The organism is Tangfeifania diversioriginum (assembly GCF_900141875.1).
Lineage (GTDB): Bacteria > Bacteroidota > Bacteroidia > Bacteroidales > Prolixibacteraceae > Tangfeifania > Tangfeifania diversioriginum.
Window position 1 is genome coordinate 1 of sequence record NZ_FQZE01000001.1, and the last position, 23,946, is coordinate 23,946.

General features: G+C 43.2%; 25 protein-coding genes and 1 tRNA gene. 10 read left to right on the forward strand and 16 right to left on the reverse strand.

The genetic code is table 11. The annotated features are described in order from the left end of the window. Positions 1-166 precede the first annotated feature (166 nt). Positions 167-340, forward strand: a complete 174-nt coding sequence (locus BUC07_RS00005; protein ID WP_139279424.1) for a PIN domain-containing protein — start codon at positions 167-169, stop codon at positions 338-340. Here the strand turns inward: BUC07_RS00005 and hutH are convergent. The 3 genes from hutH to BUC07_RS00020 form a co-directional block, all read right to left on the reverse strand. Beyond that, positions 337-1,851, reverse strand: coding sequence for a histidine ammonia-lyase (hutH, locus tag BUC07_RS00010; RefSeq protein WP_073163708.1), 1,515 nt, complete (start codon positions 1,849-1,851; stop codon positions 337-339). The genes BUC07_RS00005 and hutH overlap by 4 nt on opposite strands. A 39-nt stretch (positions 1,852-1,890) precedes the next feature. Next, on the reverse strand, positions 1,891-3,252 hold the full coding sequence (gene hisS, locus BUC07_RS00015; protein WP_073163712.1) for a histidine--tRNA ligase: 1,362 nt from the start codon (positions 3,250-3,252) through the stop codon (positions 1,891-1,893). 437 nt (positions 3,253-3,689) lie between these two features. Then, positions 3,690-4,046, reverse strand: coding sequence for a DUF4870 domain-containing protein (locus BUC07_RS00020; RefSeq protein WP_073163715.1), 357 nt, complete (start codon positions 4,044-4,046; stop codon positions 3,690-3,692). A gap of 74 nt (positions 4,047-4,120) precedes the next feature. Between BUC07_RS00020 and BUC07_RS00025 the strand changes: the two genes are divergently transcribed. The 3 genes from BUC07_RS00025 (at position 4,121) to BUC07_RS00035 (ending at position 6,894) form a co-directional block, all read left to right on the forward strand. Continuing rightward, positions 4,121-4,582: a GAF domain-containing protein gene (locus tag BUC07_RS00025; protein WP_073163718.1), complete on the forward strand. Its 462-nt coding sequence runs from the start codon at positions 4,121-4,123 to the stop codon at positions 4,580-4,582. A 40-nt stretch (positions 4,583-4,622) separates the two neighbouring features. Further along, entirely contained in the window at positions 4,623-5,009 is a 387-nt protein-coding gene (locus BUC07_RS00030; RefSeq protein ID WP_175552431.1) for a DUF6122 family protein, read from the forward strand. A gap of 424 nt (positions 5,010-5,433) precedes the next feature. Then, entirely contained in the window at positions 5,434-6,894 is a 1,461-nt protein-coding gene (locus tag BUC07_RS00035; RefSeq protein WP_073163724.1) for a tryptophanase, read from the forward strand. 134 nt (positions 6,895-7,028) lie between these two features. Here the strand turns inward: BUC07_RS00035 and BUC07_RS00040 are convergent, their stop codons facing one another. After that, on the reverse strand, positions 7,029-7,241 hold the full coding sequence (locus BUC07_RS00040) for a type II toxin-antitoxin system HicA family toxin (RefSeq protein WP_073163727.1): 213 nt from the start codon (positions 7,239-7,241) through the stop codon (positions 7,029-7,031). Next, positions 7,238-7,471: a type II toxin-antitoxin system HicB family antitoxin gene (locus tag BUC07_RS00045; RefSeq protein WP_073163730.1), complete on the reverse strand. Its 234-nt coding sequence runs from the start codon at positions 7,469-7,471 to the stop codon at positions 7,238-7,240. The genes BUC07_RS00040 and BUC07_RS00045 overlap by 4 nt, the downstream gene beginning before the upstream one ends. 157 nt (positions 7,472-7,628) lie before the next feature. Between BUC07_RS00045 and BUC07_RS00050 the strand changes: the two genes are divergently transcribed. The 3 genes from BUC07_RS00050 (at position 7,629) to BUC07_RS00060 (ending at position 10,224) form a co-directional block, all read left to right on the forward strand. Further along, positions 7,629-8,273: a ferredoxin--NADP reductase gene (locus BUC07_RS00050; protein WP_073164322.1), complete on the forward strand. Its 645-nt coding sequence runs from the start codon at positions 7,629-7,631 to the stop codon at positions 8,271-8,273. Positions 8,274-8,281: 8 nt separating this feature from the next. Beyond that, complete coding sequence (miaB, locus tag BUC07_RS00055) at positions 8,282-9,622, forward strand: tRNA (N6-isopentenyl adenosine(37)-C2)-methylthiotransferase MiaB (protein WP_073163732.1); 1,341 nt, start codon at positions 8,282-8,284, stop codon at positions 9,620-9,622. A gap of 179 nt (positions 9,623-9,801) precedes the next feature. Beyond that, positions 9,802-10,224 (forward strand): sll1863 family stress response protein, encoded by a 423-nt coding sequence (locus tag BUC07_RS00060; protein WP_139279425.1) that lies wholly within the window; start codon positions 9,802-9,804, stop codon positions 10,222-10,224. 150 nt (positions 10,225-10,374) lie between these two features. On the opposite strand, the gene BUC07_RS00065 is transcribed toward BUC07_RS00060, so the two are convergent. Continuing rightward, positions 10,375-10,447, reverse strand: a tRNA-Thr gene (locus BUC07_RS00065). 108 nt (positions 10,448-10,555) lie between these two features. Here BUC07_RS00065 and BUC07_RS00070 point away from each other — a divergent pair. From BUC07_RS00070 to BUC07_RS00080, 3 genes are all read left to right on the forward strand, one after another. Further along, positions 10,556-10,993, forward strand: coding sequence for a peptidylprolyl isomerase (locus BUC07_RS00070; protein ID WP_073163738.1), 438 nt, complete (start codon positions 10,556-10,558; stop codon positions 10,991-10,993). Positions 10,994-11,153: 160 nt separating this feature from the next. After that, on the forward strand, positions 11,154-11,864 hold the full coding sequence (locus BUC07_RS00075) for a vitamin B12 dependent-methionine synthase activation domain-containing protein (protein ID WP_073163741.1): 711 nt from the start codon (positions 11,154-11,156) through the stop codon (positions 11,862-11,864). 160 nt (positions 11,865-12,024) lie between these two features. Then, entirely contained in the window at positions 12,025-12,366 is a 342-nt protein-coding gene (locus BUC07_RS00080; protein WP_073163745.1) for a hypothetical protein, read from the forward strand. Between the two features lies 1 nt (position 12,367). Here the strand turns inward: BUC07_RS00080 and BUC07_RS00085 are convergent, their stop codons facing one another. The 10 genes from BUC07_RS00085 to mraY are packed head-to-tail and all read right to left on the reverse strand — an operon-like array spanning position 12,368 to position 23,940. After that, on the reverse strand, positions 12,368-12,817 hold the full coding sequence (locus BUC07_RS00085) for a GatB/YqeY domain-containing protein (protein WP_073164326.1): 450 nt from the start codon (positions 12,815-12,817) through the stop codon (positions 12,368-12,370). Between the two features lie 19 nt (positions 12,818-12,836). Further along, positions 12,837-14,240 carry a cell division protein FtsZ gene (ftsZ, locus tag BUC07_RS00090; RefSeq protein WP_073163748.1) on the reverse strand — a complete coding sequence of 468 codons (1,404 nt, stop codon included), beginning with the start codon at positions 14,238-14,240 and terminating at the stop codon, positions 12,837-12,839. A gap of 29 nt (positions 14,241-14,269) precedes the next feature. Next, the gene (ftsZ, locus tag BUC07_RS00095; RefSeq protein WP_073163750.1) at positions 14,270-15,604 is read right to left on the reverse strand and encodes a cell division protein FtsZ; all 1,335 of its coding nucleotides are present in this window, start codon (positions 15,602-15,604) and stop codon (positions 14,270-14,272) included. Between the two features lie 11 nt (positions 15,605-15,615). Continuing rightward, complete coding sequence (gene ftsA / locus BUC07_RS00100; RefSeq protein ID WP_073163753.1) at positions 15,616-16,899, reverse strand: cell division protein FtsA; 1,284 nt, start codon at positions 16,897-16,899, stop codon at positions 15,616-15,618. A 1-nt stretch (position 16,900) separates the two neighbouring features. After that, positions 16,901-17,650 (reverse strand): cell division protein FtsQ/DivIB, encoded by a 750-nt coding sequence (locus BUC07_RS00105; RefSeq protein WP_073163756.1) that lies wholly within the window; start codon positions 17,648-17,650, stop codon positions 16,901-16,903. After that, positions 17,640-19,034, reverse strand: a complete 1,395-nt coding sequence (gene murC, locus BUC07_RS00110; RefSeq protein WP_073163759.1) for a UDP-N-acetylmuramate--L-alanine ligase — start codon at positions 19,032-19,034, stop codon at positions 17,640-17,642. Before murC ends, BUC07_RS00105 begins: the two co-directional genes overlap by 11 nt. Next, positions 19,031-20,134 carry an undecaprenyldiphospho-muramoylpentapeptide beta-N-acetylglucosaminyltransferase gene (gene murG / locus BUC07_RS00115; protein WP_073164329.1) on the reverse strand — a complete coding sequence of 368 codons (1,104 nt, stop codon included), beginning with the start codon at positions 20,132-20,134 and terminating at the stop codon, positions 19,031-19,033. Before murG ends, murC begins: the two co-directional genes overlap by 4 nt. Continuing rightward, entirely contained in the window at positions 20,124-21,344 is a 1,221-nt protein-coding gene (locus tag BUC07_RS00120) for an FtsW/RodA/SpoVE family cell cycle protein (RefSeq protein ID WP_073163761.1), read from the reverse strand. The genes murG and BUC07_RS00120 overlap by 11 nt, the downstream gene beginning before the upstream one ends. A gap of 6 nt (positions 21,345-21,350) precedes the next feature. Then, positions 21,351-22,688 (reverse strand): UDP-N-acetylmuramoyl-L-alanine--D-glutamate ligase, encoded by a 1,338-nt coding sequence (murD, locus tag BUC07_RS00125; protein ID WP_073163764.1) that lies wholly within the window; start codon positions 22,686-22,688, stop codon positions 21,351-21,353. Position 22,689: 1 nt separating this feature from the next. Beyond that, complete coding sequence (mraY, locus tag BUC07_RS00130) at positions 22,690-23,940, reverse strand: phospho-N-acetylmuramoyl-pentapeptide-transferase (protein ID WP_073163767.1); 1,251 nt, start codon at positions 23,938-23,940, stop codon at positions 22,690-22,692. Between the last annotated feature and the right edge of the window lie 6 nt (positions 23,941-23,946).

A 23,946-nucleotide genomic window follows, 5' to 3' on the forward strand; every position in this document is an offset into this window, starting at 1 on the left:
CGATTTTTAACTGCCGGACAGATTGATATTTAACCATGATGTGCAAACTTTTTCCCTTGAAGTTAATATTTTGTTTGCACTTTGAAGCTAAATTGTGTGACTTTTTTGTATGTAATTTATTGACAATCAATTGTTAATATTGTTTTTCAGCAAACCTTCATTAGACTTGTATGCAAAAGAAAAAGCCCGTTTAAGAAAACAAGGAAAACCAATTGATGATTTTGACTTACTTATAGGTGTGTCTGCTGTGGTTAATAATATGGTTTTAGTTACAAATAATGAATCTCATTTTAAAAGAATTCAAAACATACAAATTGAAAACTGGACAAAAACTGATTAATTTGTACTGTCTAATTTATTGAATTTTGTCCTGTTCAAAAACTCCACCGATTTATTCATCCCTTCGTACATTACAACATCGTGGTTGACAAACGCAACGGTTTTGCGGTATTCTTTTAGGAATTTTTCGAGGAAGGGCGAAGTTTTTACCGGTCGCCTGAAATCCATTGCCTGGGCAGCATTGTACAACTCCACTGCCAGAATTTTTTCTGTATTCAGCACCACTTTCAGTCCTTTTGTGGCCGCATTGGCCCCCATGCTCACGTGGTCCTCCTGCTCGTTGGATGAAGGAATGGAATCGACCGATGCCGGCGTTGAAAGTTGTTTGTTCTGACTGACAATGGAAGCGGCAGCATATTGCGGAATCATAAAACCGCTGTTCAATCCGGGGTTGGCCACCAAAAATTCGGGCAATCCGCGTTCCCCGGAAATCAGCCGGTAAGTGCGCCGCTCGGAAATACTTCCAAGTTCGCTCATTGCCATTGCCAGAAAATCGAGCGCCAGTGCCAGTGGTTCGCCATGAAAATTGCCGCCGGAAATAATTTCATCCTCATCCGGAAAAACCGTCGGATTGTCAGTCACCGAATTCATTTCGGTTTCGAATACTCCCGCCACATAATTCAGGGCATCGCGCACTGCGCCGTGCACCTGCGGCATGCAGCGAAACGAATACGGATCCTGGATGTGTTTTTTGTTCCGGGCCTGCATTTCACTATCCTTCAAAATGAATCTGAAATTGGCAGCCGTTTTTGCCTGTCCTTTGTGCGGACGAATTTTTTGAATATTTTCCGAAAAAGGTTCAATCAAACCGTCGAATGCATCAAGTGAAAGTGCACCAATCATATCTGCCTGATCTATAATCCGGAAGGTTTTCAGTAATGAATACACACCGTGCGCTGCCATAAATTGTGTGCCGTTTAAAAGCGCCAGTCCTTCTTTTGCTTCCAGTTTAATAGGTTTCCAACCCAGTTGGCCGAGTACTTTTTTGGCTTCGGTCTTTTTCCCTTTATAATAAACTTCTCCCATGCCGAGCAGCGGCAGGAAAAGCATGGCCAGCGGGGCCAAATCGCCACTCGCGCCCAGCGAACCCTGCTCGCAAACTACCGGTAAAATATTGTGATTGAACAAATCGATAATCCGCTCAACCGTTTTTAGCTGTACCGCCGAGTTTCCTTTTGCCAGCGCATGCGCTTTCAGCAAAAGCATCAGTTTCACCACATCCGAAGGAACTTCAGGCCCCACATTGCAGGCGTGGGAGAGAATCAGGTTTTCCTGCAGCTTGCTCAGTTCTGCTTTCGAAATTTCGATGTCGCAAAGTGCACCAAAACCGGTACTGATTCCATACAAAGGCTTTTCCGACTCCTCCAGTTTTTGGTCGAGGTACTTTTTGCTTTTCTCAATCAGTCGCATAGATTCTTCTGAAAGCTGCAACAGTATATTGTTTTCAAGGATATGCTGAATATCGCTGTAAGTTATATTTTGGGGAGTAATTTGAAATATTTTATGATTCATTGCTTCGAATTTTGAAGCAATTTCGGATTTGTGGTTTCGCTATGAAAGGATTTTTATCAGGTCTTCAGACGTAACCAGAGTTTGCTCGCCGCTTTCCATGTTTTTCAGGGTAAACTTTTGAGCTGCCATTTCCGATTCGCCGGCTAGTACCACAAACGGAATATCCTTTTTATTGGCGTAATTCATCTGTTTTTTCATTTTGGCACTGTCGGGGTAAATTTCTGCATTTATTCCGCTGGCTCTTAATTTGGAAAGCATCGGCAAACAATAGGCTTCTTCTTTTTCGCCAAAATTGACAAACAGCACTTTGGTGGTCTCAGTAGATTCCGGAGGAAAGAGATCGAGTTGAGTCAGCACATCGTAAATACGTTCGGCGCCAAAGGAAACCCCCACTCCCGAAACATCTTTCAGTCCAAAAATACCGGTTAAATCGTCGTAACGGCCACCGCCGCAAATACTACCCATTTCCACATCTTTTGCTTTCACTTCAATTATAGCTCCGGTATAATAATTCAGCCCGCGGGCCAATGTTAAATCGAGTTCAAAATTTGTGGCGAGGTTCATTTTTTCGAGGTAAGAAAACAACGTTTTCATCTCCTCAATCCCCTGAACTCCGACTCCGGAAGTAGAAATAATTTCTTCGAGCTGGCCGAGTTTTGAAGCAGTATCACCTTCCAAATCCAAAATGGGTTGCAACTTCTGAATGGCCTCATCCGAAACTCCTTTCGCAGAAAGTTCTTCGTTCACTTTTTCCAGCCCGATTTTCTCCAGCTTATCGATGGCGACTGTGATATCTGTAATTCGTTCCTTCTCTCCGATAGTTTCGGCAATTCCGGCCAAAATTTTCCGGTTATTGATTTTGACAATGGTTTCAATTTTCAGGCGCTTAAAAACTTTGTCGATGATTTGAATTAGTTCAGCTTCATTCAGCAGGCTGGTGCTTCCAATCACATCCACATCGCACTGGTAAAACTCGCGGTAACGCCCTTTTTGCGGGCGGTCGGCACGCCATACCGGCTGAATCTGGTAACGCTTAAAAGGAAAGGTAATTTCATTTTGATGTTGCACAACAAAACGGGCAAACGGCACGGTTAAATCGTAACGCAATCCTTTTTCTGAAATCTGCGAGGTGAGTTTTACCGAGTCCTTTTCATTGTAAACATCATCGGAAACTTTTGACACAAAATCGCCGGAATTCAGAATTTTAAACAGCAGCTTATCGCCTTCTTCGCCATATTTTCCCATCAAAGTAGAAAGATTTTCCATGGCCGGGGTTTCAATCGGCTGGAATCCATACAACCGAAATACATCTTTTATCGTGTCGAAAATATAGTTGCGACGCACCATTTCGGCCGGCGAAAAATCACGCGTTCCTTTCGGGATAGAAGGTTTTTGTGCCATTTTTATTCCATTTTCATTTAAGGTGTGCAAAAATAATGAATATAAATGAGGAAGCTAAATGTATGATCGAAGACAAATACACATCTTAAAAAATATTTATATTTGTAAGGCATTGCTTTTACCGGCAAATAAATTGAAATACTATGAGTTACACTGTTTAGATTGACACAAATAATCCCAAAGCCAAAAGCATTATAAATATGCTAAAAGAATTGTCGGAAGATTATTCTTTTATATAAATTCACGAAGATGAACCAGAGTTATCGGACGATATGGTAAAAGAATTAGAAGCAAGATATCAGTATGCAATCAAAAATCCTAAAGAAGGGAAAAGCTGGGAAGAAGTAAAATCCAACCTACAAAAAGAATGAGCCGATACAGAATAATAATCAACCCTTTACCGAAAAAGAGAGGATTGTTAGAAACAAGATTTACCTTTAATTCAAAAACTTAATCGTCAGCGGGTATTTGTAGCTTTCCCCGTTATTGGCTGCCACACTACCTAAAATCACCAAAACCAGCCAGGCAATTCCAAATCCAATCAACATTATTAACCCAATTCCAACAATTATTAAAATGGCCGAAACAATAAAAATGATGGACCAGGTAATCTGAAAATTTAGCACTTCTTTTCCCTGTTCGGCAACAAACTCATACTCATCTTTTTTGATCAGGTAAATAATTAGCGGGCCAACCACATTGCCCAGTGGAATTCCCACAAATGTTGAAAATGCCAGCAGGTGGGTCAGCATTCCCCACAGTTTTTCATTTGGATCAGTAACAAGGCGTTGCATATTTTTCAAATTTTATTCAACTAAATTACACATTTTTTGTTCTTTCGCAGATAGAAATCAGCAGGTAAATTCAAATGGATAAAAACAAAAAAGAAGGCAGATATTCCCGATTATACAAACAACTAAGCGAGCTTGCCCGGAAGAGCAAAAGTCCCACTGCCCGGATGGCCACCATTATTGCGGTTTTGCACCACAAAATGGACACTTTTTTCTGGACAGGTTTCTATGTTATGGAAAACGGCCAAATGACCGTGAACATGTACCAGGGGCCGGTGGCCTGCCAAATCCTTGAAAAAAACAAAGGCGTTTGCTGGGCCGCTTTTAACAAAAAAGAAACCGTTGTGGTGGAAGACGTGCACCAGTTTCCGGGGCACATTGCCTGCGACTCGCGCTCCAATTCCGAAATTGTGGTTCCGCTGAAAAACCGCCAAGGGGAAATAATTGGCGTGCTGGACGTGGACAGCAACCTGAAAGGTGCATTCAACGAAGTGGATGCCCGCTGGCTGGAGAAAATATTGGAGCTGATATACATTTAATTGGGCAGCATGCAAAAAAAATCTAAAACCAACTGAGCTGATGCAACAATTTGTTCATTACTTTTTGCACCTCGTTTTTCCTCTCCTTATTGCTTTTGTATTTTTCAGAAAAGAGTGGAAAAAAGTCTATTTAATCTTACTGGCCACCATGCTGGTTGATTTAGACCACCTGCTGGCCACTCCCATTTTTGAGGCCAACCGTTGCAGCATCAATTTTCATATTTTGCACACCTATTATGCAATGGGAGTTTACGGTCTCCTGCTTTTTTTCAGAAAACCATTCAATATAATAGGTATCGGATTGCTTTTCCACATGCTCACCGATTTAATTGATTGTTTGTGGATGTACACAAATTGCAAATCGTGTTTTGCCGGTTCACCAGCGTTTGAATTATTAAGTGGCATCTCCCGGCTATTGGGTATTTAACGCTACGCTTTTTATAAAACCCCCATTTCAAAATACTTTTCTGCGTTCCGGCTTGCCCCTGATTTATCCTGTTTAATTCATGCGTTTAGTTTGATGCAGGTGCAAGGCGTCGGAACCTGCAGACATAGTTTTCTATTTCAAAGGTTTCGCAACGCAGCAGATGCATTAAAATAAGCGCACTTGTGAAAAATATTTTTTTGTATTCGTATTTTAAACGGTTTGAGATTATTAATTTACCTAAGCAAAAATATTTTTCAGGAATTAAACAGGTTATATAACTTTTAAGAAATCAGTTTCACCTTATTATTTTGATTGAATATAAATACGAGCAGACAGCAAAACATCTGCAGAAAATATACCAGTTTTTAAATCGAAGAAATTACTTTTGATTTTTTTAAAATTCGAAACAATAAACCATAGAAAAATGACAAATCAAAACAACGTCATTAAATTTTATAGTGGCGAGCAAATTCCTGTTGAACTTCACAAAGTTAGAATGGTGCAAAAACTCTTTCTGAAACCAATAGAAGAAAGAAAAGCTGCCATGGAAGAGGCCGGGTTCAACACATTTTTACTGAGTACCAAAGATGTTTTTCTGGATATGCTTACCGACTCGGGCACCAACGCCATGAGCGACAACCAGATTTCGTCGATGTTACAGGCCGACGATGCTTATGCCGGTTCGCAAAGTTTTTACCGCATGGAAAAGGCATTGCGCGAAGTGTTTGGAAAGCACTACGTTTTGCCGGCACACCAGGGACGCGCCGCAGAAAATATTGTATCGCAGGCATTCATAAAAAAAGGCGAAGTAATTCCCATGAACTACCATTTTACCACCACAAAAGAACACATGGAACTGAACGGTGGCAAGGTGCTTGAAATTTATGCCGACGATGCGCTGCAAATAAAAAGCGATAAACCATTCAAAGGAAATATCGACATTGATAAACTGAAAGATGTTTTCAGTACCTACGGAAAAGAAAAAGTGGCATTTGTTCGCATGGAAGCCTCTACAAACCTGATTGGGGGCCAGCCTTTTTCCATGCAGAACATGCGTGATGTGAAAAAGATTTGCGAAGAAAACGAAACCATGATGGTGCTCGATGCCAGCCTGATTGGCGAAAATGCCTGGTTTATTAAACAACGCGAAGAAGAATTTAAAAACGCCGAAATAAAAGACATTTTGCTGGAAATGTGCAGTTATGCAGATTTGGTATATTTCTCGAGCCGGAAAGTGAGTTCTACACGTGGTGGTGGAATTGTTACCAACAGCAAAGATCTGTACATGAAAATGCGCGATTTACTGGTACTTTACGAAGGATTCCTCACTTACGGCGGCATGTCAGTGCGCGAAATTGAGGCCATGGCTGTTGGGCTCAATGAAACGTGCGACGAAACCGTAATCAGCCAGTCGCCTTCGTTTATTGCCTACGCCGTGAACGAACTCGACGCTGCCGGGGTTCCGGTAATAACACCGCCGGGAGCACTGGGCTGCCACATCGATGCGATGGGATTTTTGCCCCACGTTCCGCAAACCGATTATCCGGCAGGGGCGCTGGCAACGGCACTTTTTATTATTTCAGGAATCAGAGGAATGGAAAGGGGAACCATCTCCAGTGTACGCGACGAAAACGGCGACGACATTCCGGCAGATGTGGAACTGCTCCGCCTGGCTTTCCCTCGACGGGTTTTTACACTCTCGCAAACTAAGTTTGTCATCGACCGCGTGAAATGGCTCTACGAAAACCGCGAGCTTGTTGGTGGACTTGAGTGGGTGGAGGAACCGCCGCTGCTGCGCTTTTTTATGGGCCGCCTGAAAGCAAAAGGCGACTGGCCAGAAAAACTGATGGCTAAATTCAAGGAAGATTTTGGGGAGTCGCTTTAAGAAGATGGAAAACGAAAGCGGGAAGCCCGAAGATGGAAGTAGCAATCCCGTAGAACAATAATTTTTTTTGAATAGATGAATAGTGAGGGGAGCCGGAAACGGTCCCCTTTTTATTTTCCACCTATTGATGAGTATTATATTTCACTTTTATCAATTCCTGCTTGTCTAAGTATAGCATGAAGCGTTCCAATCGGTAAATCTTTTTTATGCATCGGAACAATTACGCGTTTTCCATCTTTTTGGTTTATCCATACCTGATGACTCCCCTTAACACGATCTAAATTGAATCCTTTTTTTGAAAGAATTCCTGTCAATTTTTTAGGTGTTAATGACGGGATGGTACTCATACCGCTGCATTAAGGGTTAATGCGTATTCCAATGTTTTCGATTCATCAGGTACTTTTTCATTACTGGCCACCATGCTTTCAATGTATACTTCAATGGCCTCCTTTGCCATTTCAATAGCATGATCTATATCTTCGCCCCAGGTAACACAACCGGGCAGGGCCGGAACTGTTACAGTATATCCGCCTTCAGGTTCAGGATTTAGAAGAATTCTGTATGTTAATTGTTTCATTTCAGGTATATGTTTTTATTTAAGTATATCAACTTCAAAGATAAAAAATGTTAAGGATTAAAGTTCTTGCCGGTAATGATAAAAAATCTCAGCGACTTCAATAAAAGATATTTTTGTATTTTTGTCCACTGAATTCAGAAAACAAAAAACAGAAAAATTGAAGCTACATCAAATAACAGCAGTAAGGCAGCTCACTGATTCCACTTTCGTGTTACAATTGGAGCGCAAGGAATTGCCATTCCATACCGGGCAATTTGTAATTTTGCGTCGCCCGGGCACCATTGAGCAACGCGAATACACGGTTTACAGCGGCGCGAAAGACAATTTTCTGGAAGTGTTGGTACGTGAAGTAACCGAGGGAAAAGTGACACCCCGACTAAAAAAAATGCAACCCGGCGATCAACTGGAAGTGGATGGCCCGTTTGGATTTTTCCGGTTCAATCCCAAAATGTTTCCCTCGCAAAAATTCCTGTTTGTGGCCACAGGAACCGGAATCAGCCCGTTTCACAGTTTCGTGAAAACTTATCCCTCCCTTGACTACCATCTGGTTCACGGCGTAAGATTTGGGGAGGAGGCTTATGAACACCACGATTTCAATAAACAAAACATTACACTTTGCACCACAGGCGATAAAACCGGCAACTTTATGGGCAGGGTGACGCAATTCCTTGCCACCCAAAAACTGGAAAGCGATACCCAGTGTTTCTTGTGTGGAAACAGTGAAATGATCCAGGAGGCCTTTGATATTCTCACCGAAAAAGGAATTGAAGTTCAAAATATTTATACTGAAGTTTATTTTTAGAAGATATTATGAAGTACCATTTAATAACATTAGGATGCCAGATGAATCTGTCGGACAGCGAGCGGGTAATCTCTGTACTTGACAAAGCCGGTTACACCTGGACCGACAACGAGGAAGAAGCCGGCCTGATTGGAATTCTGGCTTGCTCAGTGCGGCAAAAAGCAATTGACAAAGTGTATTCGCGTATCCACAAATGGAACAAGTGGAAAAACCATAAAAACCTCATCACATTTATTTCGGGATGTATTTTGCCCAACGACCATGAAAAATTCCTGAAACTTTTCGACATTACTTTTCAGATGAAAGATCTGCCGCAACTGCCTGAAATGATTAGCCGTTACGGAGTAACAACTTCCATTCACCTGAAAACCGGAATTGACCCGCACAACGAAAACATCGAACAGTTTTGGGATGTAAAACCTTCGTACCAATCGGGTTTTGAGGCCTTCATTCCCATTCAAAACGGCTGCGACAAATTCTGTACTTTTTGTGCTGTACCTTACACCCGCGGAAGGGAAGTTTCACGCCCCTCCAAAGACATACTTGCCGAAGTAGCACTGCTGGTCTCGCAGGGTTACAAATCCATTACACTACTCGGGCAGAATGTCAACTCCTATGGCCTGGATAAAAGAGGAGAAGAAATTACTTTCCCCGAATTGCTCAGGCAGGTTGGAGAACTCGGGAACCGCATAAAAAAAGAATTCTGGGTTTATTTTACTTCTCCACATCCGCGCGACATGACCGACGAAGTGATTGAAGTGATTGCCCACTATCCGGTGCTGGCCAAACAAATCCACCTGCCCATGCAAAGTGGCGACGATAAAGTGCTCATTAAAATGAACCGCAAGCACAACATGAAAAAATACCGCGAAATTGTGCATTCCATCCGTCGCTTGATTCCTGAAGCAACGTTGTTTACCGATATCATTGTTGGATTCACCGGCGAGACGGAAGAGCAGTTTGAAAATACACGGCTTGCCATGGAAGAGTTCAAATTCAACATGTCTTATACAGCAATTTACTCTCCTCGACCGGGAGCCACCAGTCACCGCTGGGACGACGATGTGCCTCTGGAGGAGAAAAAACGGCGGTTGCATATTCTTACTGAAGAACTGCGAAAACACAACCGGGTTTACAACCGGCAACTCGAAAGTAAAAAGGTGCGTGTGCTGGTGCGGGGTGCCGACCGAAAAGAAGGTTATCTGACATCGCTCACCGAAGGCAAGCTCATTGTACGTTTTCCATCGGACGACAAAAATTTAACCGGGCAGTTTGCCGATGTAAAAATCACTGGCTCCTCCGATTTTTCGATGGAAGGAGAGTTGGTGAATATCGAAGCATTTGCATAAAAAATTTATTCCATCTTTTAACTGGCATCATGGTTAATGTTAAAAACCATTAAATCTTACGGGATCTATCCTCCCTGTTTTTATTTCTTACTGCATTTTTCATATTTTTTGGAAAATAGTATAACAATCAAAAATCAAAACCGTAATAATTGTAAATTACAAAAACAAAAAAAATGATTATGATGTCAAAGATTACCAAAATTTTAGCAGCAGTATTTATTAGCATAAGTGCTTTTACATTTTCAGCGTGCAACTCCGGGCAGCAAAATCAAAAAGATGAAGAAACCAGCACACAGGAAAAAATCAGTGCAAAATTCATGGAAATGCAAAATGACCTGAAGAGTATGGTCAGCGAGGAATTTTCAGCCATTAATGATAAAGTTCGCGAGCTGAATGCACAGATTGAAGAAAAAGGTGAAGGACTTACAGACCAACAAAAAGAGATGCTGGATGAGATCCAGGAAAAACGTATTGAAGTGAACGAACGGTTAAATGAAATTGAAAATACCTCAGAAGAAGAATGGGATGATTTCAGGGCCAGCTTTGAGGAAGACCTCAAAGAAATTAATACAAAACTGGATAGTGTTCTGAATGACTTTTAATTTCTGCTTTAAAAAATTTTAAGAACAAAGGGGTTGGCAATATGCTGATCCCTTTTTTATGCTTAAAACATTGATTAAGTGAAAACCCGAGCCACTCACGAGACTTCCGTCAGGAGCCGGATAAACTTCTCGTCCCGGCGCGTCTCTTCGAGCCACTCACGGGACTCGAACCCGCGACCTGCTCATTACGAATGAGCTGCTCTTCCAACTGAGCTAAAGTGGCTTGTATATTTGTTTCTAAAGATATTAATTAGCTCCCGATGAAACAACAGCAAATTCAGAAATCAGTTTATTTTCTTACATTTGCGCCCGAATATTAAAACAATTCTAAATGACAAAAGCAACAATACATACTGCCAAAGGTGTAATGAAAGTGGATTTTTACGATGACGATGCACCCGGAACAGTAGAAAATTTCGTGAAACTTTCCGAATCAGGATTTTACGACGGGCTTACTTTTCACAGGGTAATTCCGGAATTTGTAATCCAGGGCGGATGCCCCGACGGAACAGGTGCAGGCGGCCCGGGATACACCATTAAATGTGAAACCGATGGCGGCAACCAATACCACGACCGCGGCGTACTTTCCATGGCACATGCAGGAAAAGACACCGGCGGCTCACAGTTTTTTATTTGCCACAACCGCGAAAACACCAAACACTTAGACGGACATCACACCTGTTTTGGTAAAGTAACCGAAGGACTCGAGGTTATTGACAAAATTCGCCCGGGCGACGTGATTGACAAAATTGAAATTACCGAAAAATAATAAAAACAAACTGCACTGTTTTAAAAGAGGATTTACCTGTGTATTTCCTCTTTTTTTTGAATCTCTTCTCCAATTCCCGCACCACGAATTTCAAGTTCAATTCCCCAATTCAACTTCTTTTTTTACTACTTTGCAATCCGGTTAATTAATCGAACCAGAAATGTCATCCGTTATAAAAAACTACACTTTCTCTATTGAAGAACTTCAAATACAACCCGGAGAAATAGAAAAACTGTTGGGTTTTGCCCCGGGGAAATCACCCGACCCCTTTCCGGAATTAATTAAAGAAGGCTTAAATGAAGCTCCATCGCTTTGTGCAATCAAAGGCGGATTTATAATTTTTGAACAGGTTGAAGTGGATCGCGAAAAGAAAACCATTCGTATAAAAAATCAGTATTTCAATCCCGGAAAAATTATTGTGTCACGGCTGAAAAATGTTACTTCAGCTGCACTTTTTGCCTGCACTGCCGGACAAGAGATTTCAATTTTCACTAAAAAACAAACTGAATCAGGAAATGAACTACTGGCCTATGTGCTGGATGTGATTGGCTCTCAAATTGCCGATAAAACAGTAGAAAAAATCCAGGAAAAAATTGCGGCACTGGTTCGCGAATCCGGCATGGGAATTACCGATGCCTTTTCGCCGGGGTATTGCAGCTGGAGCGTGGCCGAACAGCAAAAGCTCTTCTCGCTTCTGCCTGCCGGTTTTTGCGGAATTCAGCTATCCCCCTCCTCACTAATGCATCCCATCAAATCAGTCAGCGGAATAACCGGCATTGGAACCAACTGTAAACAAATAGGTTACCAGTGCGAGTGGTGCAAAGACAAGGATTGTATTTACGGGAGAATCCGCAGGCAAAAAAAACGTTAAAAAAAATCACCGAACTATTGTATATATCAAATCTAACACATTTATTTGTTGGTATGATTTACAACGATTTTAACAACTTCACGATTGGTTAAAATCGATAAACAAAAATGCATTTAACGTTTTCTGATTTCTGATTATTAACTAAATAGCACAAACGATTATGACACCTAACAAACCAAGAGTTATCAAAGATTACAATAAACTCGACAAAGATTTACAGGAACAAATTAAATTTGTTTACGCGGATGGATTTGCCGAAAACCTCATTCATTTTTTCGATAAAAACGGGGTGAAAGTCACCGCACTTCCTTTTGAAACCGAAGACAGATATTACATGCTCCGGATGACTGAAAATGAAGCGGTTCAAATTGTGGACGAAGACGACGACTTCGACGATGATGGTTTTCTGAAAGACAATGTGAAACAGGATTACGAAGACAAATATGCCGACCTTGACCACGTAGCCGATCAGATTTCAGAAGAAGACGATGATGACGGTTAGTTTATTGTAGCAACATCTTCACCTTGGCGGCAATTTCTTTGCCGTCAGCTTTTCCCGCCAGCTCTTTGGAAGCTAATCCCATCACCTTCCCCATATCTTTCATGGAGGAAGCGCCGGTTTTTTCGATAATTCCTTTTACTGCCGCTGTCAATTCTTCGTCGCTCATTTTTGCCGGCAGGTAGTTTTCAAAAACTTTTACCTGCGCCATTTCCTGCTCTGCCAAATCTTCACGATTCTGCTGTTTGTAAATTTCGGCAGAATCGGCACCCTGCTTGGCCAGCTTCGAAATTATTTTCAGCGATTCTTCCTCGCTTAATTCCGAACCGGCGCCCTTGGCTGCCCGGGCTTCGAGCATTACTTTTTTAATGTTTCGAAGTGCTTCCAGTTTAACTTTATCACGGGCCTTCATGGCCTCTTTCATGTCGTTATTAATCTGATCGAAAAGTGACATAATTTTTTGTTTTTCTGTGTTAATCAACCTGTCCGTGAAGGTACGAATTTTTATCGGTTAGTTTATTTTCGTTGTTTACCGAATAATTCGACAATTTTTTTTTGTACTTCGGATCATTCATGCGCATTTGCCGGCGTTTGTATGCCGGAATATTTTCGAGTTCATCCAAATCTTCATCCGATGCCGAAGAAAAATCCATTTTGGCGTTTTCAATATTTTTGCGGGCTTTATTGGTTTTCGGATAAAGCACCTCAAATTCCAGGTCATCTTCAGCAGACCCGTCTGGCGAATCATCCTTTCCGCTAAAACTTAATGTTTGCTGATCGGATAAAGTGAAAGTCGTTTTGCCCGGCTTTTTCTTTTCTGTGAAATTTTCTCCCTTATTATCCACCTCATTAAGATGATGGGGTTCTTTTTCAACTTTTCGCTCGCCTGTAATTTCGGGAATTGAACTGTTCCCAAAACCTGTGGCGATTAAAGTAACCGAAATATCGTCACCCAAAGTTTCATCTTTTCCGTTTCCCCAAATCAGGTCGGCATCAAACCCGGCCATATTTTGCAGGTAATCGGTAATCTGCCCCACTTCGTCCATGGTAACTTCTTTAGTGCCGGATGTGATGTTGAGCAGAATATTTCTTGCACCGCGAATGTCGTTATTATTCAGCAGCGGCGAACTCAAAGCTAATTCAACGGCCTCGGTTGCCCGCTCATCGCCGCTTGCCACTCCTGTTCCCATAATGGCCAAACCGCTTTTGCGCATCACGGTTTCCACATCGGCAAAATCAACATTGATATACCCCGGAACAGTAATAATTTCTGCAATTCCTTTGGCTGCTGTGGCCAGAATATTGTCGGCTTTCGAAAAAGCTTCCGAAATACCAAAATCGCCAAACATTTCACGAATGCGTTCATTGTTAATCACCAGCAAAGCATCCACATGACCTTCCAGTTCAGCAATTCCATCAATGGCCTGTTTTATGCGCCGTTTCCCTTCGTTCCGGAAAGGAATGGTTACAATGCCAACGGTGAGATACCCTTCGGCACTGCACGCTTCGGCAATTACGGGAGCCCCGCCTGTGCCTGTTCCGCCCCCCATTCCGGCAGTTACAAAAACCATTTTTGTATTTTCTGAAAGCGCCTGTTTTACGTCTTCGATGTTTTCGATGGCAGCCTGCTTGCCCACTTCGGGTTTGTTACCTGCACCACGGCCTTCGGTAAGCGATGATCCCAGTTGCACTTTGGTGGGCACCGGACTGGCATCGAGAGCCTGCGCATCGGTGTTGCATATCACAAAATCAACATCTCTGATTCCCTGCTTAAACATATGATTTAAGGCATTTCCGCCGCCACCGCCAACGCCAATTACTTTGATTTCAGCGCCTGGATTTGTCGGTAATGTGAAATTTGCCATATTTTCTGTCATTTTACTGTCTTTTTAAGGTTAAACTGAAACTATTCATCCATCGACTGGTCGTCGTCTTCGAACAATTTTCCCAATCCAAAATTCTTATAAAACCAATTGTCAATATTGCTCTGTGCAACCGGTTCATTGGCTTTCTGTTTTTTCTTTTTTCGTTTATTTCGTTTGGTTGAAAATATAGACCTGTCAGTTAATGTTTTGGGCGTTTTTTTCTTTTCTTCCCTAACACCCATTTTCCCTTCATTCTCTTTCGTTCCAGCTTCGCTCAGGGTTTCCCTGAAATCTGCCCCTGCTTCCACCTCAACGGGTTCTTCTTCCCTCTCCAGGGATTCATTATTTTCCTCTTCCAGATTATATTTTTCAGGCTCTTTTTTAGGTTGCAGCAACTGGTTCGGGTTGGTTACAAATCCGGTTGCCAAAATGGTTACACTGATTTCTTCCTCCAGCGATTCATCGTAGCCGTTGCCCCAAATGATATCCGCATCCTGGCCGGCTTTTTCCTGCAACACTTCAATTATTTCACCTATTTCGCCGATGGTAATTTCATCTTTGCCCGAAATAATGTTGAGCAGAATATTTTGTGTTCCGTAAATATCGTTGCTGTCGAGCAGCGGCGATTCAAGCGCTTCGTTTACAGCCTTCATGGCACGGCCTTCGCCCGAAGAAACACCTGTGCCCATAATGAACACGTTGCTGTTGTGCATTACGGTATAAACATCGGTATAATCAATGTTCACATTTCCATGCAGGGTAATAATTTCGGCGACTCCTTTTACTGCTGTAGCCACAATGTTATCGGCCATTTTAAAGGCCTGCCGGGCAGGTAAATCGCCAAAAATATTGTGCAGACGCTGGTTGCTTACCACAAGCATGCTGTCAACATATTCACCCAATTTTTCAATACCCTCCATGGCTTGGCCGAAACGTTTTTTGCCTTCTGCGGGCGAGGGAACAGTAACCACAGCAATGGTGAGGATGTCGAGTTCGCTGGCCAACTGGGCAATTACCGGGGCTGCACCTGTACCCGTGCCACCTCCCATACCTGCGGTAATGAACAACATTTTGGTGTTCTCTTTCAGTACATTTTTCAGGTCTTCGTAATTTTCGCGTGCTGCTTCCTCGCCCATTTGCGGCTGATTGCCGGCACCGCGGCCTTCGGTTAAAGTAACACCGAGTTGAATTTTTACTGGCACAGGGCTGTTTTCCATTGCCTGGCCGTCGGTATTACAAATAATGAAATCGACACCGGCAATTCCTTCCTGGAACATATGACTGACCGCGTTGCAGCCACCTCCACCCACTCCAATAACTTTAATAATGGAGGTGGATGAAGTCCGCGGAAATTGAAAATTTACTAATTCGGTCATATCATTAATTTTTAATTCAATGCAACATCATCATCGTCATCAACATAATCGAGTACACCTTGCACTACGTTTTTCAGCCAGGGAGAAATGCCGGAATCTTTCTTCTTCCTTTTTGGTTTTCGCTTTTTCTCCTTTGGCAGCGGATCAACTTTTTCGAGCGTCATTTTCATGAGGCCCAGTGCGGTATAGAAATCAGGCTTTTCAATAATTTCAGCTTTTGAAGAGGCACGAACAACGGAGAAAGCCAACCTGGTATCCATTCCGGTGCGGAATTTAACCAGCGAGATCAGGTTATTCAGCGAGGCAGTTCCGCCCGCAAGGACAATTCCGGAGCCCAGTTGTTCGGCAATACCCGATTTTTCAACCTGGTAGAAAGCACTGTCGATAATCTCTTCCATGCGTGCCTGAATAATAAAAGCCAGGCTTTTAAATGAAATCTCTTTAGGTTCCCATCCGCTGTGACCGGGAATAGTAACCACTTTCTGTTCGTCGGCAAAATCGCCAAGTGCCTGTCCGTACTGAGTTTTCAGTTGCTCTGCCCATTTCGGGAGAATTGAACAACCTTCTTTAATATCGTTGGTCACCACATCTCCGGCAAATGGAATAACTGCGGTGTGAATCATTGTTCCCTCGTTAAAAACAGCCAGCTTGGTGGTTCCGGCACCCATATCGAGCAAAATAGTGCCCAGTTCTTTTTCGTCTTCTGTTAAAACGGCTTCGCTTGTTGCCATTGGCGATAACACAACTTCCCCCAGTTCAACTCCAACTTTATCGAGCACCCGCTCAAAATTGGTAATGTGAATTTCGGGTACGGCTATTAATTTGTAAGTAGCTTCAATTTTCTGTCCGGTAATCCCCACGGGACTAAGTTCCACCGGCTCATTATCAATAACAAACGACTGCGGTATAACATGAAGAAGTTTAAAATCCTTTTCCACCTTTAATTTTCCGGCTTCATTGAATAATTCATTTACATCGTTTTCAGTCACCACTCCGTCGCCCGAAGTCAGGCGGGTTCCTTTGTGTTCGTATATTTTCATGGGTTGCCCGGCATAGGCAATGTCAACCGTTTTGATTTTGCCCCCCACCTGGTCAAGCAAATCGTTTAACAGATATCTCAACGAAATGGTGGCTTCTTCGATATTAAAGACCACCCCGCGTTTTATGCCTTTTGAAGGAAAGCTTGAAGCGCCCAGAATTTCCATCCTCCCTTCGCTGTCTTTTTGTCCGGCAAGAGCAGTCATTTTTGATGTGCCGATATCAACAACAACCGAATAATTGATTTTTGAAGCCATATTATCTTTTTTTTGCGATTACCTGATTTTTGTATTTTACACTTAATTTTTGGTACATATTCCAATTGTTCCCGGCCATTATCTGCTGATAAAAAGCTTTCATATTGCGCAGCTTCTGCGGATAATCTTCAAGCGAGCCCATTTCAATTATGTGGTCTCCAACGAGTGGAGTCAGCAAAACATCGCCGTTTTGCTCCACATGCACCTGTTCCACCTGCGCCTTCCAAAAGGGATTTTCTTCGATGAACAACACAAACGGGAGCAGCTGCGTTTTGGCAAACTGTTCAGAAAAATACCCGGTGGCAACCAAAACATTGGCCGTATAATTGGCCGAAGTAGGAATTACCTCGCCATTGCGGTCGAGATAATACCTTCCTTCTGATGACATAATCCGTACTACTGGTTCCCTGTGCTTAATTTTAACACCTAATGTACCACGATAACCCACGCTGTCTTTCGTGATTACCTTATAAATTTCAGCCTTTTGAATGGCCTGATGTTTTTCCACCGCTCTTTCGAGGGAATCGGCATTTATAAGCTGCAGGTTCTTGCCAACAAGCTGGTCATCGGCCGACCTGACCAACCGGGTAATTTCGTCTTTACTTATTTTTATGAGCTCATTTTCCTGTAATTCAATTTCAATATTGCCACAGGTTACGTCCTTTGTTTCTCTTGCAGAAAAGGACAATGTAACCACCAAAAAGGCGATTAGCACAAGGGAACCTGTCAGTTTTAATAACTTACGCAACATTCTGTTTATTTTTAAGCACTTCAATTATTTGTGGCCCGATTCCGTCAATATTTCCGGCCCCCATTGTAAGCACCACATCGGTTTCTCTTTCGGCAAGAAGTTGAGCCACATCTTCCTTCTCTGCCATAATTTTATTTTCATTCTTCATCTTTTCAAAAATTATCGCTGAACTCACCCCTTCTATTGGTTCTTCGCGGGCCGGGTAAATGGAAACCAGGATTGTTTCGTCCAGCAAATCAAGACTGGCTGCAAACTCAGCTGAAAAATCGCGGGTGCGTGAGTAAAGGTGCGGCTGAAAAATGCCGGTGATTTTCCGGCTGGGGTACAATGCTTTTACCGAAGAAATAACCGCTTTTAGCTCAGCCGGATGGTGCGCGTAGTCATCGATGTAAATCTGGCTGTCGCTTTTGTAACGCACATCGAAACGACGCAACACTCCCTGGTAATCTTCCAGCCCGCTTTTAATTTCGTCGGCCGAAACACCTGCCAAAAAGGCCAGTGCTGCAGCTGCCACAGCGTTTTCCACATTTATCAATCCGGGATAATTGAGCCTGCAGTTGGCAATTATCCCTTCCGGAGTTTTCAAATCGAACTGGTAAAAACCACCTTCGCTGCTCAATTTTAAATTCACCGCACTGAAATCCGCATTTTCTTTTAATGCATAAGAAAACACCCGGGCTGATGTTTTTTGCGTATTCAGCTCAACTCCTTTTTTCAGTAATAATTTCCCGCCCAGTTTTATCTGTGAAATGAACTTTTCAAACGACTCTACAATTTTTTCCTTTTCCCCGTAAATATCGAGGTGGTCGGCGTCGAGTGACGTGACCAGGGCCAGCAATGGCTGAAGGTGCAAAAACGAGCGGTCAAATTCGTCGGCTTCGGCAACAATCCATGGCGAATCCTCATTGGGCAGCAATAAATTACTTCCGAAATTTTTGGAAATTCCGCCCAAAAATGCACCGCATCCTGCTTTTGTTTTGTCAAGAATGTTGGCCGTCATTGTGCTCACGGTTGTTTTCCCGTGGGTGCCGGCTACTGCAATTCCGTTCTTCTCGTTACAAATCAAACCCAGTACTTTGGCACGTTTCAGCAAACCAATCGGTTTTCCCCTGAACCATGAGAGTTCGCTGTGTTCGTCGGGAAGTGCGGGAGTAAAAACAGCGAGTGTTTCACCCGGATTCCATCTGGAGGGAATATTCCGGATATCATCATCGTAATGCACATCAATTCCCTCTTGCTGAAGAGCATCGGTAAGCGCGGTTTGTGTGCGGTCGTAGCCCGCCACATTCCGCCCGGTAAATTTAAAATACCGGGCCAGGGCACTCATCCCAATCCCCCCGATACCGAGGAAATACACATTCTTTATGTCTTGAAGGTAGCTCATCGTTTCAATAGTTTTTCTGCTTCATCAACAATATGACGGGTTGCATCGGGTTTTGCCAGTTTTTTTATTTCTAACGACAGCCGGCTGCACTCCTCTGGGTTGTTAATCAACCGGATGGCTTCGGGCAGCAATTGTTCGTCAATTTTATGATCAGGAATCATTATGGCCGCATTTTTTTCGGCCAATGCCATTGCATTTTTGGTTTGATGATCTTCTGCCACGTTGGGCGATGGCACCAATATGGATGGTTTGCCCACCAGGCAAAGCTCCGAAATAGTTCCGGCCCCTGCCCTCGAAATAACCACTCCGGAAGCGGCATACGCCAAATCCATTCTTGAAAGAAATTCATGAATGTGCAAATTATCCGGTGTGGCATCTTTCATCTTTTCCGTGATTTCGCAATAGTAGATGGAACCGGTTTGCCAGATGAACTGCACCCCTGATTTGGCCATGACTTCCACATTTTTCAGCATGGCATTATTTATGGAACGTGCCCCGAGGCTGCCTCCGATAACCAAAACCACTTTATCTTCTTCCTTCAATCCGAAAAAAGAAAGTGCCTCTTTCCGATCATCAATTTTCTTAAGCAGGTTTTCACGCACCGGATTGCCTGTAAACACAATTTGTTCTGCCGGAAAATAGCGTTCCATTTTATCGTATGCCACACAAATTGCCCCGGCTTTTTTGCCCAGCAGCCGGTTGGTTATTCCGGCATAGGAATTTTGTTCCTGAATGAGTGTGAGAATTTGCTTTTTTGCAGCAGCCCTCAAAAGCGGGCCACTGGCAAAACCGCCCACCCCGATTGCAATTTGTGGGTTAAATTCGTTTATAATTTTTTTGGCCAGGCGGTTGCTTTTCAACAGACTGGTCACAAATTTCAGCATCTTCAATCCCGGTTTGCGGGGAAACCCCATTACCGGCAGACCGATGATTTTATATCCTGCAGCAGGCACGCGTTCCATTTCCATGCGGCCTAAAGCGCCCACAAACAAAATTTCAGCATCCGGAAAACGGTTGCCGATTTCGCCTGCAATGGCCAGGGCAGGGAAAATGTGCCCGCCGGTACCACCACCACTTATTATTACGCGTTCAATCTTCATTCTTTTTTTCTTGTCCCATTTCATAATCCTCGTCGGGTACATTTACCTGCACAGCAGGCTTTTCAATTTTGCGATTTACCTGATTCTGGTAACTCACACTTAATATACACCCGAAAGCCACCGAGGTAAATAGCAACGATGTGCCACCGAGGCTCACCCACGGCAACGGTTGCCCGGTAACCGGCAGCACGCCTGTTGAGACCCCGATGTTTATCATGGCCTGGAAAACCAGCACCAATGATAATCCAGTTACCAAGAATGCAGGGAAGGTCCGGGTAGCCCGTCGCACAATAACCACACTCCTGAAAAAGAAAACGAGGTACAGAAACATCACTATTGTACTGACAATCAATCCGTACTCTTCAACAATAATGGCAAAAATAAAATCGTTATAAGCTGCCGCCATGTAATTACTCACATCCGAATGTCCCGGTCCTTTTCCCAACAGCCCGCCCTCATAAATGGCGAGTTTGGCGTAATCGGCCTGTGTAATTCCTTTTTCTGCATCGGGGTCTCCAAAAACAAACCTGTCGATACGCCCTTTTACAGTATGTACCCTTGCCGGGGCACCGGGGAACTGATCGGCCAGGAAATAAATTCCCACCACCAACACAATTCCGGTTCCTATAACCAAAAACAAATATTTAAAAGGAATACGTCCCACAAACATCATGGCAAAAATGGCAGCAAAAAGCAAGGCTGCGGTTGAAAAATCGGATACGAAAATCATTCCGCAAACAAGTACAGAGTGAATTATTATTTTCAGAAATGCTTTTTTAAGATCACCTTTGGTTTTCTGATTTTTGGCCAGCACTTTTGCGGTGTACATTATCAAAGCAATTTTCGCCAGTTCAGCCGGTTGAAAAGAGATGAATCCCAAATCGAGAGTACGGCCACTGCCTTCGAGCATTCCTGCAAAATTAAGCACAACTGTGGTAAGCAGAAGTCCAATGCTCAGGTAAATCAGCAGATTGGCGACGATGGAATATATTTTAACCGACAGGAAATTGACCATTACCAGCATTAGCCCTAACCCGGCCCCAATAAAAAACAGCTGCCGCACCAGAAAATACAACGTATTCCCCCCAGCCTGGCGGTAAGCCAATGCACCAGTGGAGCTGTAAACGATTAACAGCGACAACAGCGACAACAGCAAAAGCAAAACCCAGATAACACGATCGCCCTTGAATATTTTCGATTGTGCAACCATACTTTTTTACAAATTTCTTACTTCGTTTTTAAACTGTTCGCCACGGTCTTCATAGTTTTCAAACAAATCGAAACTGGCACAGGCGGGCGACAACAAAACGGTGTCGCCATTGCGGGCAAGGTAGTAGGCTGCCTTAACAGCTTCTTCCATACTCGCTGCATCCACCACATTTTTTGCAATGCCGTCAAAAGCCGCATGCAATTTTGAGTTGTCTTTTCCCAGACAAACAATGGCTTTTACTTTTTCTTTTACCAGCGCGTGCAACATACTGTAATCGTTGCCTTTGTCGATTCCTCCCGCAATCCATACAATGGGTTGCCGGATACTTTCCAGCGCGTACCAGGTGGAATTCACATTGGTGGCCTTGGAATCATTTACAAACTCAATTCCGTGCACTTTTAAAAAGTGCTCCAGGCGGTGTTCCACTCCCTTAAAATCGGAGAGGCTTTCCCTGAGCTGGTCGTTGCGGATTTCCAAAACCATGCTGGCAATACCTGCTGCCATGGAATTGTAAGTATTGTGTTTCCCCTGTAATGATAAATCCAGAATAGACATACTGAATTGTTTTTGGTTAATATTAATAATCATCTTATTGTTTGCAATGCCTGCTCCCGGCGACTTTGGGTCTGAAACTCCAAAAGGAACCGCAACAGGTTTTATCTCTCGTTTTTTTATTTCTTTTTGAATGATTTCATCATCCGCACAAAAAATGAAATAATCGTTAGCGCGTTGATTTTGAATAATCCTGAATTTGGAATCGGTGTAGTTTTGCATCGAGTTTCCGTACCGGTCGAGATGGTCGGGAGTAATATTCAGCAAAACAGCCACATCGGCCCTAAAATCGAACATTCCGTCGAGCTGAAAACTGCTGAGCTCAATCACATAAATATCATGCTGTTTTTCAGCTACCTGCCAGGCAAAACTTTGCCCCACGTTTCCGGCCAGCCCCACATTTAACCCCGCATTTTTGAGAATGTGATAGGTAAGCAGTGTTGTTGTTGTTTTTCCATTGCTGCCGGTAATACAAATGGTTTTGGCATTCGTAAACCTTCCGGCAAACTCAATTTCAGAAATTACCGGAATCTGTCTGCTTTTCAATTTTTGAATGAGTGGGGCCGTTTCCGGTATCCCGGGACTTTTCACTACTGTTTCCGCCTCCAAAATCTTTGACTCGGAGTGCCTGCTTTCTTCAAAATCAATTTTTTTCTGTGAAAGAACGTTTTTATATTTCTCTTTAATTTTCCCCAGGTCGGAAACAAAAACGGCATACCCCTTCTTTTGTGCGAGAATGGCTGAACCCACCCCGCTTTCACCAGCTCCGAGTATGACAATTTTGGTTTTCAACTTACCTGATTTTTAATGTTACAATTGTTAAAACCGCCAACAGGATTCCTACAATCCAGAAGCGCGTTGTTATTTTCGATTCCGGTATTCCTTTTTTCTGGTAATGGTGATGAATAGGGCTCATCAATAACACCCGGCGTCCTTCGCCATATTTCTTTTTGGTATATTTAAACCACGACACTTGAATCACAACCGACAGATTTTCTATGAGAAAAATTCCACAAAGCAGCGGGATTAAAATTTCCTTGCGGATGATAACTGAAAAAACAGCCAGAATTCCACCGAGCGCCAAACTGCCTGTATCGCCCATGAACACTTGCGCAGGAAACGAATTATACCACAAGAACCCAATTGTTGCCCCAATGAAAGCTGCAATAAATACGGTTAACTCGCCAATACTTGGTATGTACATGATATTCAGGTAATCGGCATAAATGATATTACCACTCACATAAGCCAGCACACCAAGTGTAACGCCACTGATCGCCGATGTGCCGGCTGCCAGCCCGTCGATGCCGTCAGTAAGATTGGCGGCATTGGAAACGGCAGTGATTATTAAAATAATGGCCACTGCGTAAATGACCCATTTCAGCCATGAACTCGCGTTGCCCGCAAATGCCACAAGCCACTGGTAATCAAACTCATTTCTTTTGAAAAACGGAATGGTTGTTTTGGTTGATTTCACATCTTCGGTTACAAATTTTGTAGAGCGCTCGCCCGTAACCGGATCTGTAATGACCTGTGTTAAATCCGTGCCACTGTCGCTCTGTACATGTTGGCGAACTTTAACTTCATCGCTCAGGAAAAGAGTGGCAGCCACAAAAAGCCCCAGGCTCACCTGCCCCAGAATTTTAAATTTCCCGGCCAGCCCTTCTTTATTTTTCAGGAATACTTTTATGTAGTCGTCGATAAAGCCAATGAGGCCGAGAAAAGCAGTAGTTATGAGCATCAGCAGGATGTAAATATTATCCAGCCGGGCAAAAAGCAATGTGGGGATAATTATGGCTGCAAGAATTATCAACCCGCCCATTGTGGGAGTCCCTTTCTTTTGCAGCTGTCCTTCGAGACCAAGATCGCGTACCTCTTCGCCAATTTGCTTGCGCTGCAACAGGCGAATCATTTTTTTACCAAAGGCAAGTGTAATCACCAGTGATAAAATAATGGCTGCCCCTGACCGAAAGGAGAGGTATGGAAACATCCCCAACCCGGGAATATCGTGTTCAGCCAGTAATTCATATAAATAATAGAGCATAGCTTT

Coding starts and splice junctions, on each gene's coding strand:
- hutH (WP_073163708.1), bottom strand. CDS start 1,851: ATGAATCATAAAATATTTCAAATTACTCCCCAAAATATAACTTACAGC.
- hisS (WP_073163712.1), bottom strand. CDS start 3,252: ATGGCACAAAAACCTTCTATCCCGAAAGGAACGCGTGATTTTTCGCCG.
- BUC07_RS00020 (WP_073163715.1), bottom strand. CDS start 4,046: ATGCAACGCCTTGTTACTGATCCAAATGAAAAACTGTGGGGAATGCTG.
- BUC07_RS00025 (WP_073163718.1), top strand. CDS start 4,121: ATGGATAAAAACAAAAAAGAAGGCAGATATTCCCGATTATACAAACAA.
- BUC07_RS00030 (WP_175552431.1), top strand. CDS start 4,623: ATGCAACAATTTGTTCATTACTTTTTGCACCTCGTTTTTCCTCTCCTT.
- BUC07_RS00035 (WP_073163724.1), top strand. CDS start 5,434: ATGACAAATCAAAACAACGTCATTAAATTTTATAGTGGCGAGCAAATT.
- BUC07_RS00040 (WP_073163727.1), bottom strand. CDS start 7,241: ATGAGTACCATCCCGTCATTAACACCTAAAAAATTGACAGGAATTCTT.
- BUC07_RS00045 (WP_073163730.1), bottom strand. CDS start 7,471: ATGAAACAATTAACATACAGAATTCTTCTAAATCCTGAACCTGAAGGC.
- miaB (WP_073163732.1), top strand. CDS start 8,282: ATGAAGTACCATTTAATAACATTAGGATGCCAGATGAATCTGTCGGAC.
- BUC07_RS00060 (WP_139279425.1), top strand. CDS start 9,802: ATGATGTCAAAGATTACCAAAATTTTAGCAGCAGTATTTATTAGCATA.
- BUC07_RS00070 (WP_073163738.1), top strand. CDS start 10,556: ATGACAAAAGCAACAATACATACTGCCAAAGGTGTAATGAAAGTGGAT.
- BUC07_RS00075 (WP_073163741.1), top strand. CDS start 11,154: ATGTCATCCGTTATAAAAAACTACACTTTCTCTATTGAAGAACTTCAA.
- BUC07_RS00080 (WP_073163745.1), top strand. CDS start 12,025: ATGACACCTAACAAACCAAGAGTTATCAAAGATTACAATAAACTCGAC.
- BUC07_RS00085 (WP_073164326.1), bottom strand. CDS start 12,817: ATGTCACTTTTCGATCAGATTAATAACGACATGAAAGAGGCCATGAAG.
- ftsZ (WP_073163748.1), bottom strand. CDS start 14,240: ATGACAGAAAATATGGCAAATTTCACATTACCGACAAATCCAGGCGCT.
- ftsZ (WP_073163750.1), bottom strand. CDS start 15,604: ATGACCGAATTAGTAAATTTTCAATTTCCGCGGACTTCATCCACCTCC.
- ftsA (WP_073163753.1), bottom strand. CDS start 16,899: ATGGCTTCAAAAATCAATTATTCGGTTGTTGTTGATATCGGCACATCA.
- BUC07_RS00105 (WP_073163756.1), bottom strand. CDS start 17,650: ATGTTGCGTAAGTTATTAAAACTGACAGGTTCCCTTGTGCTAATCGCC.
- murC (WP_073163759.1), bottom strand. CDS start 19,034: ATGAGCTACCTTCAAGACATAAAGAATGTGTATTTCCTCGGTATCGGG.
- murG (WP_073164329.1), bottom strand. CDS start 20,134: ATGAAGATTGAACGCGTAATAATAAGTGGTGGTGGTACCGGCGGGCAC.
- BUC07_RS00120 (WP_073163761.1), bottom strand. CDS start 21,344: ATGGTTGCACAATCGAAAATATTCAAGGGCGATCGTGTTATCTGGGTT.
- mraY (WP_073163767.1), bottom strand. CDS start 23,940: ATGCTCTATTATTTATATGAATTACTGGCTGAACACGATATTCCCGGG.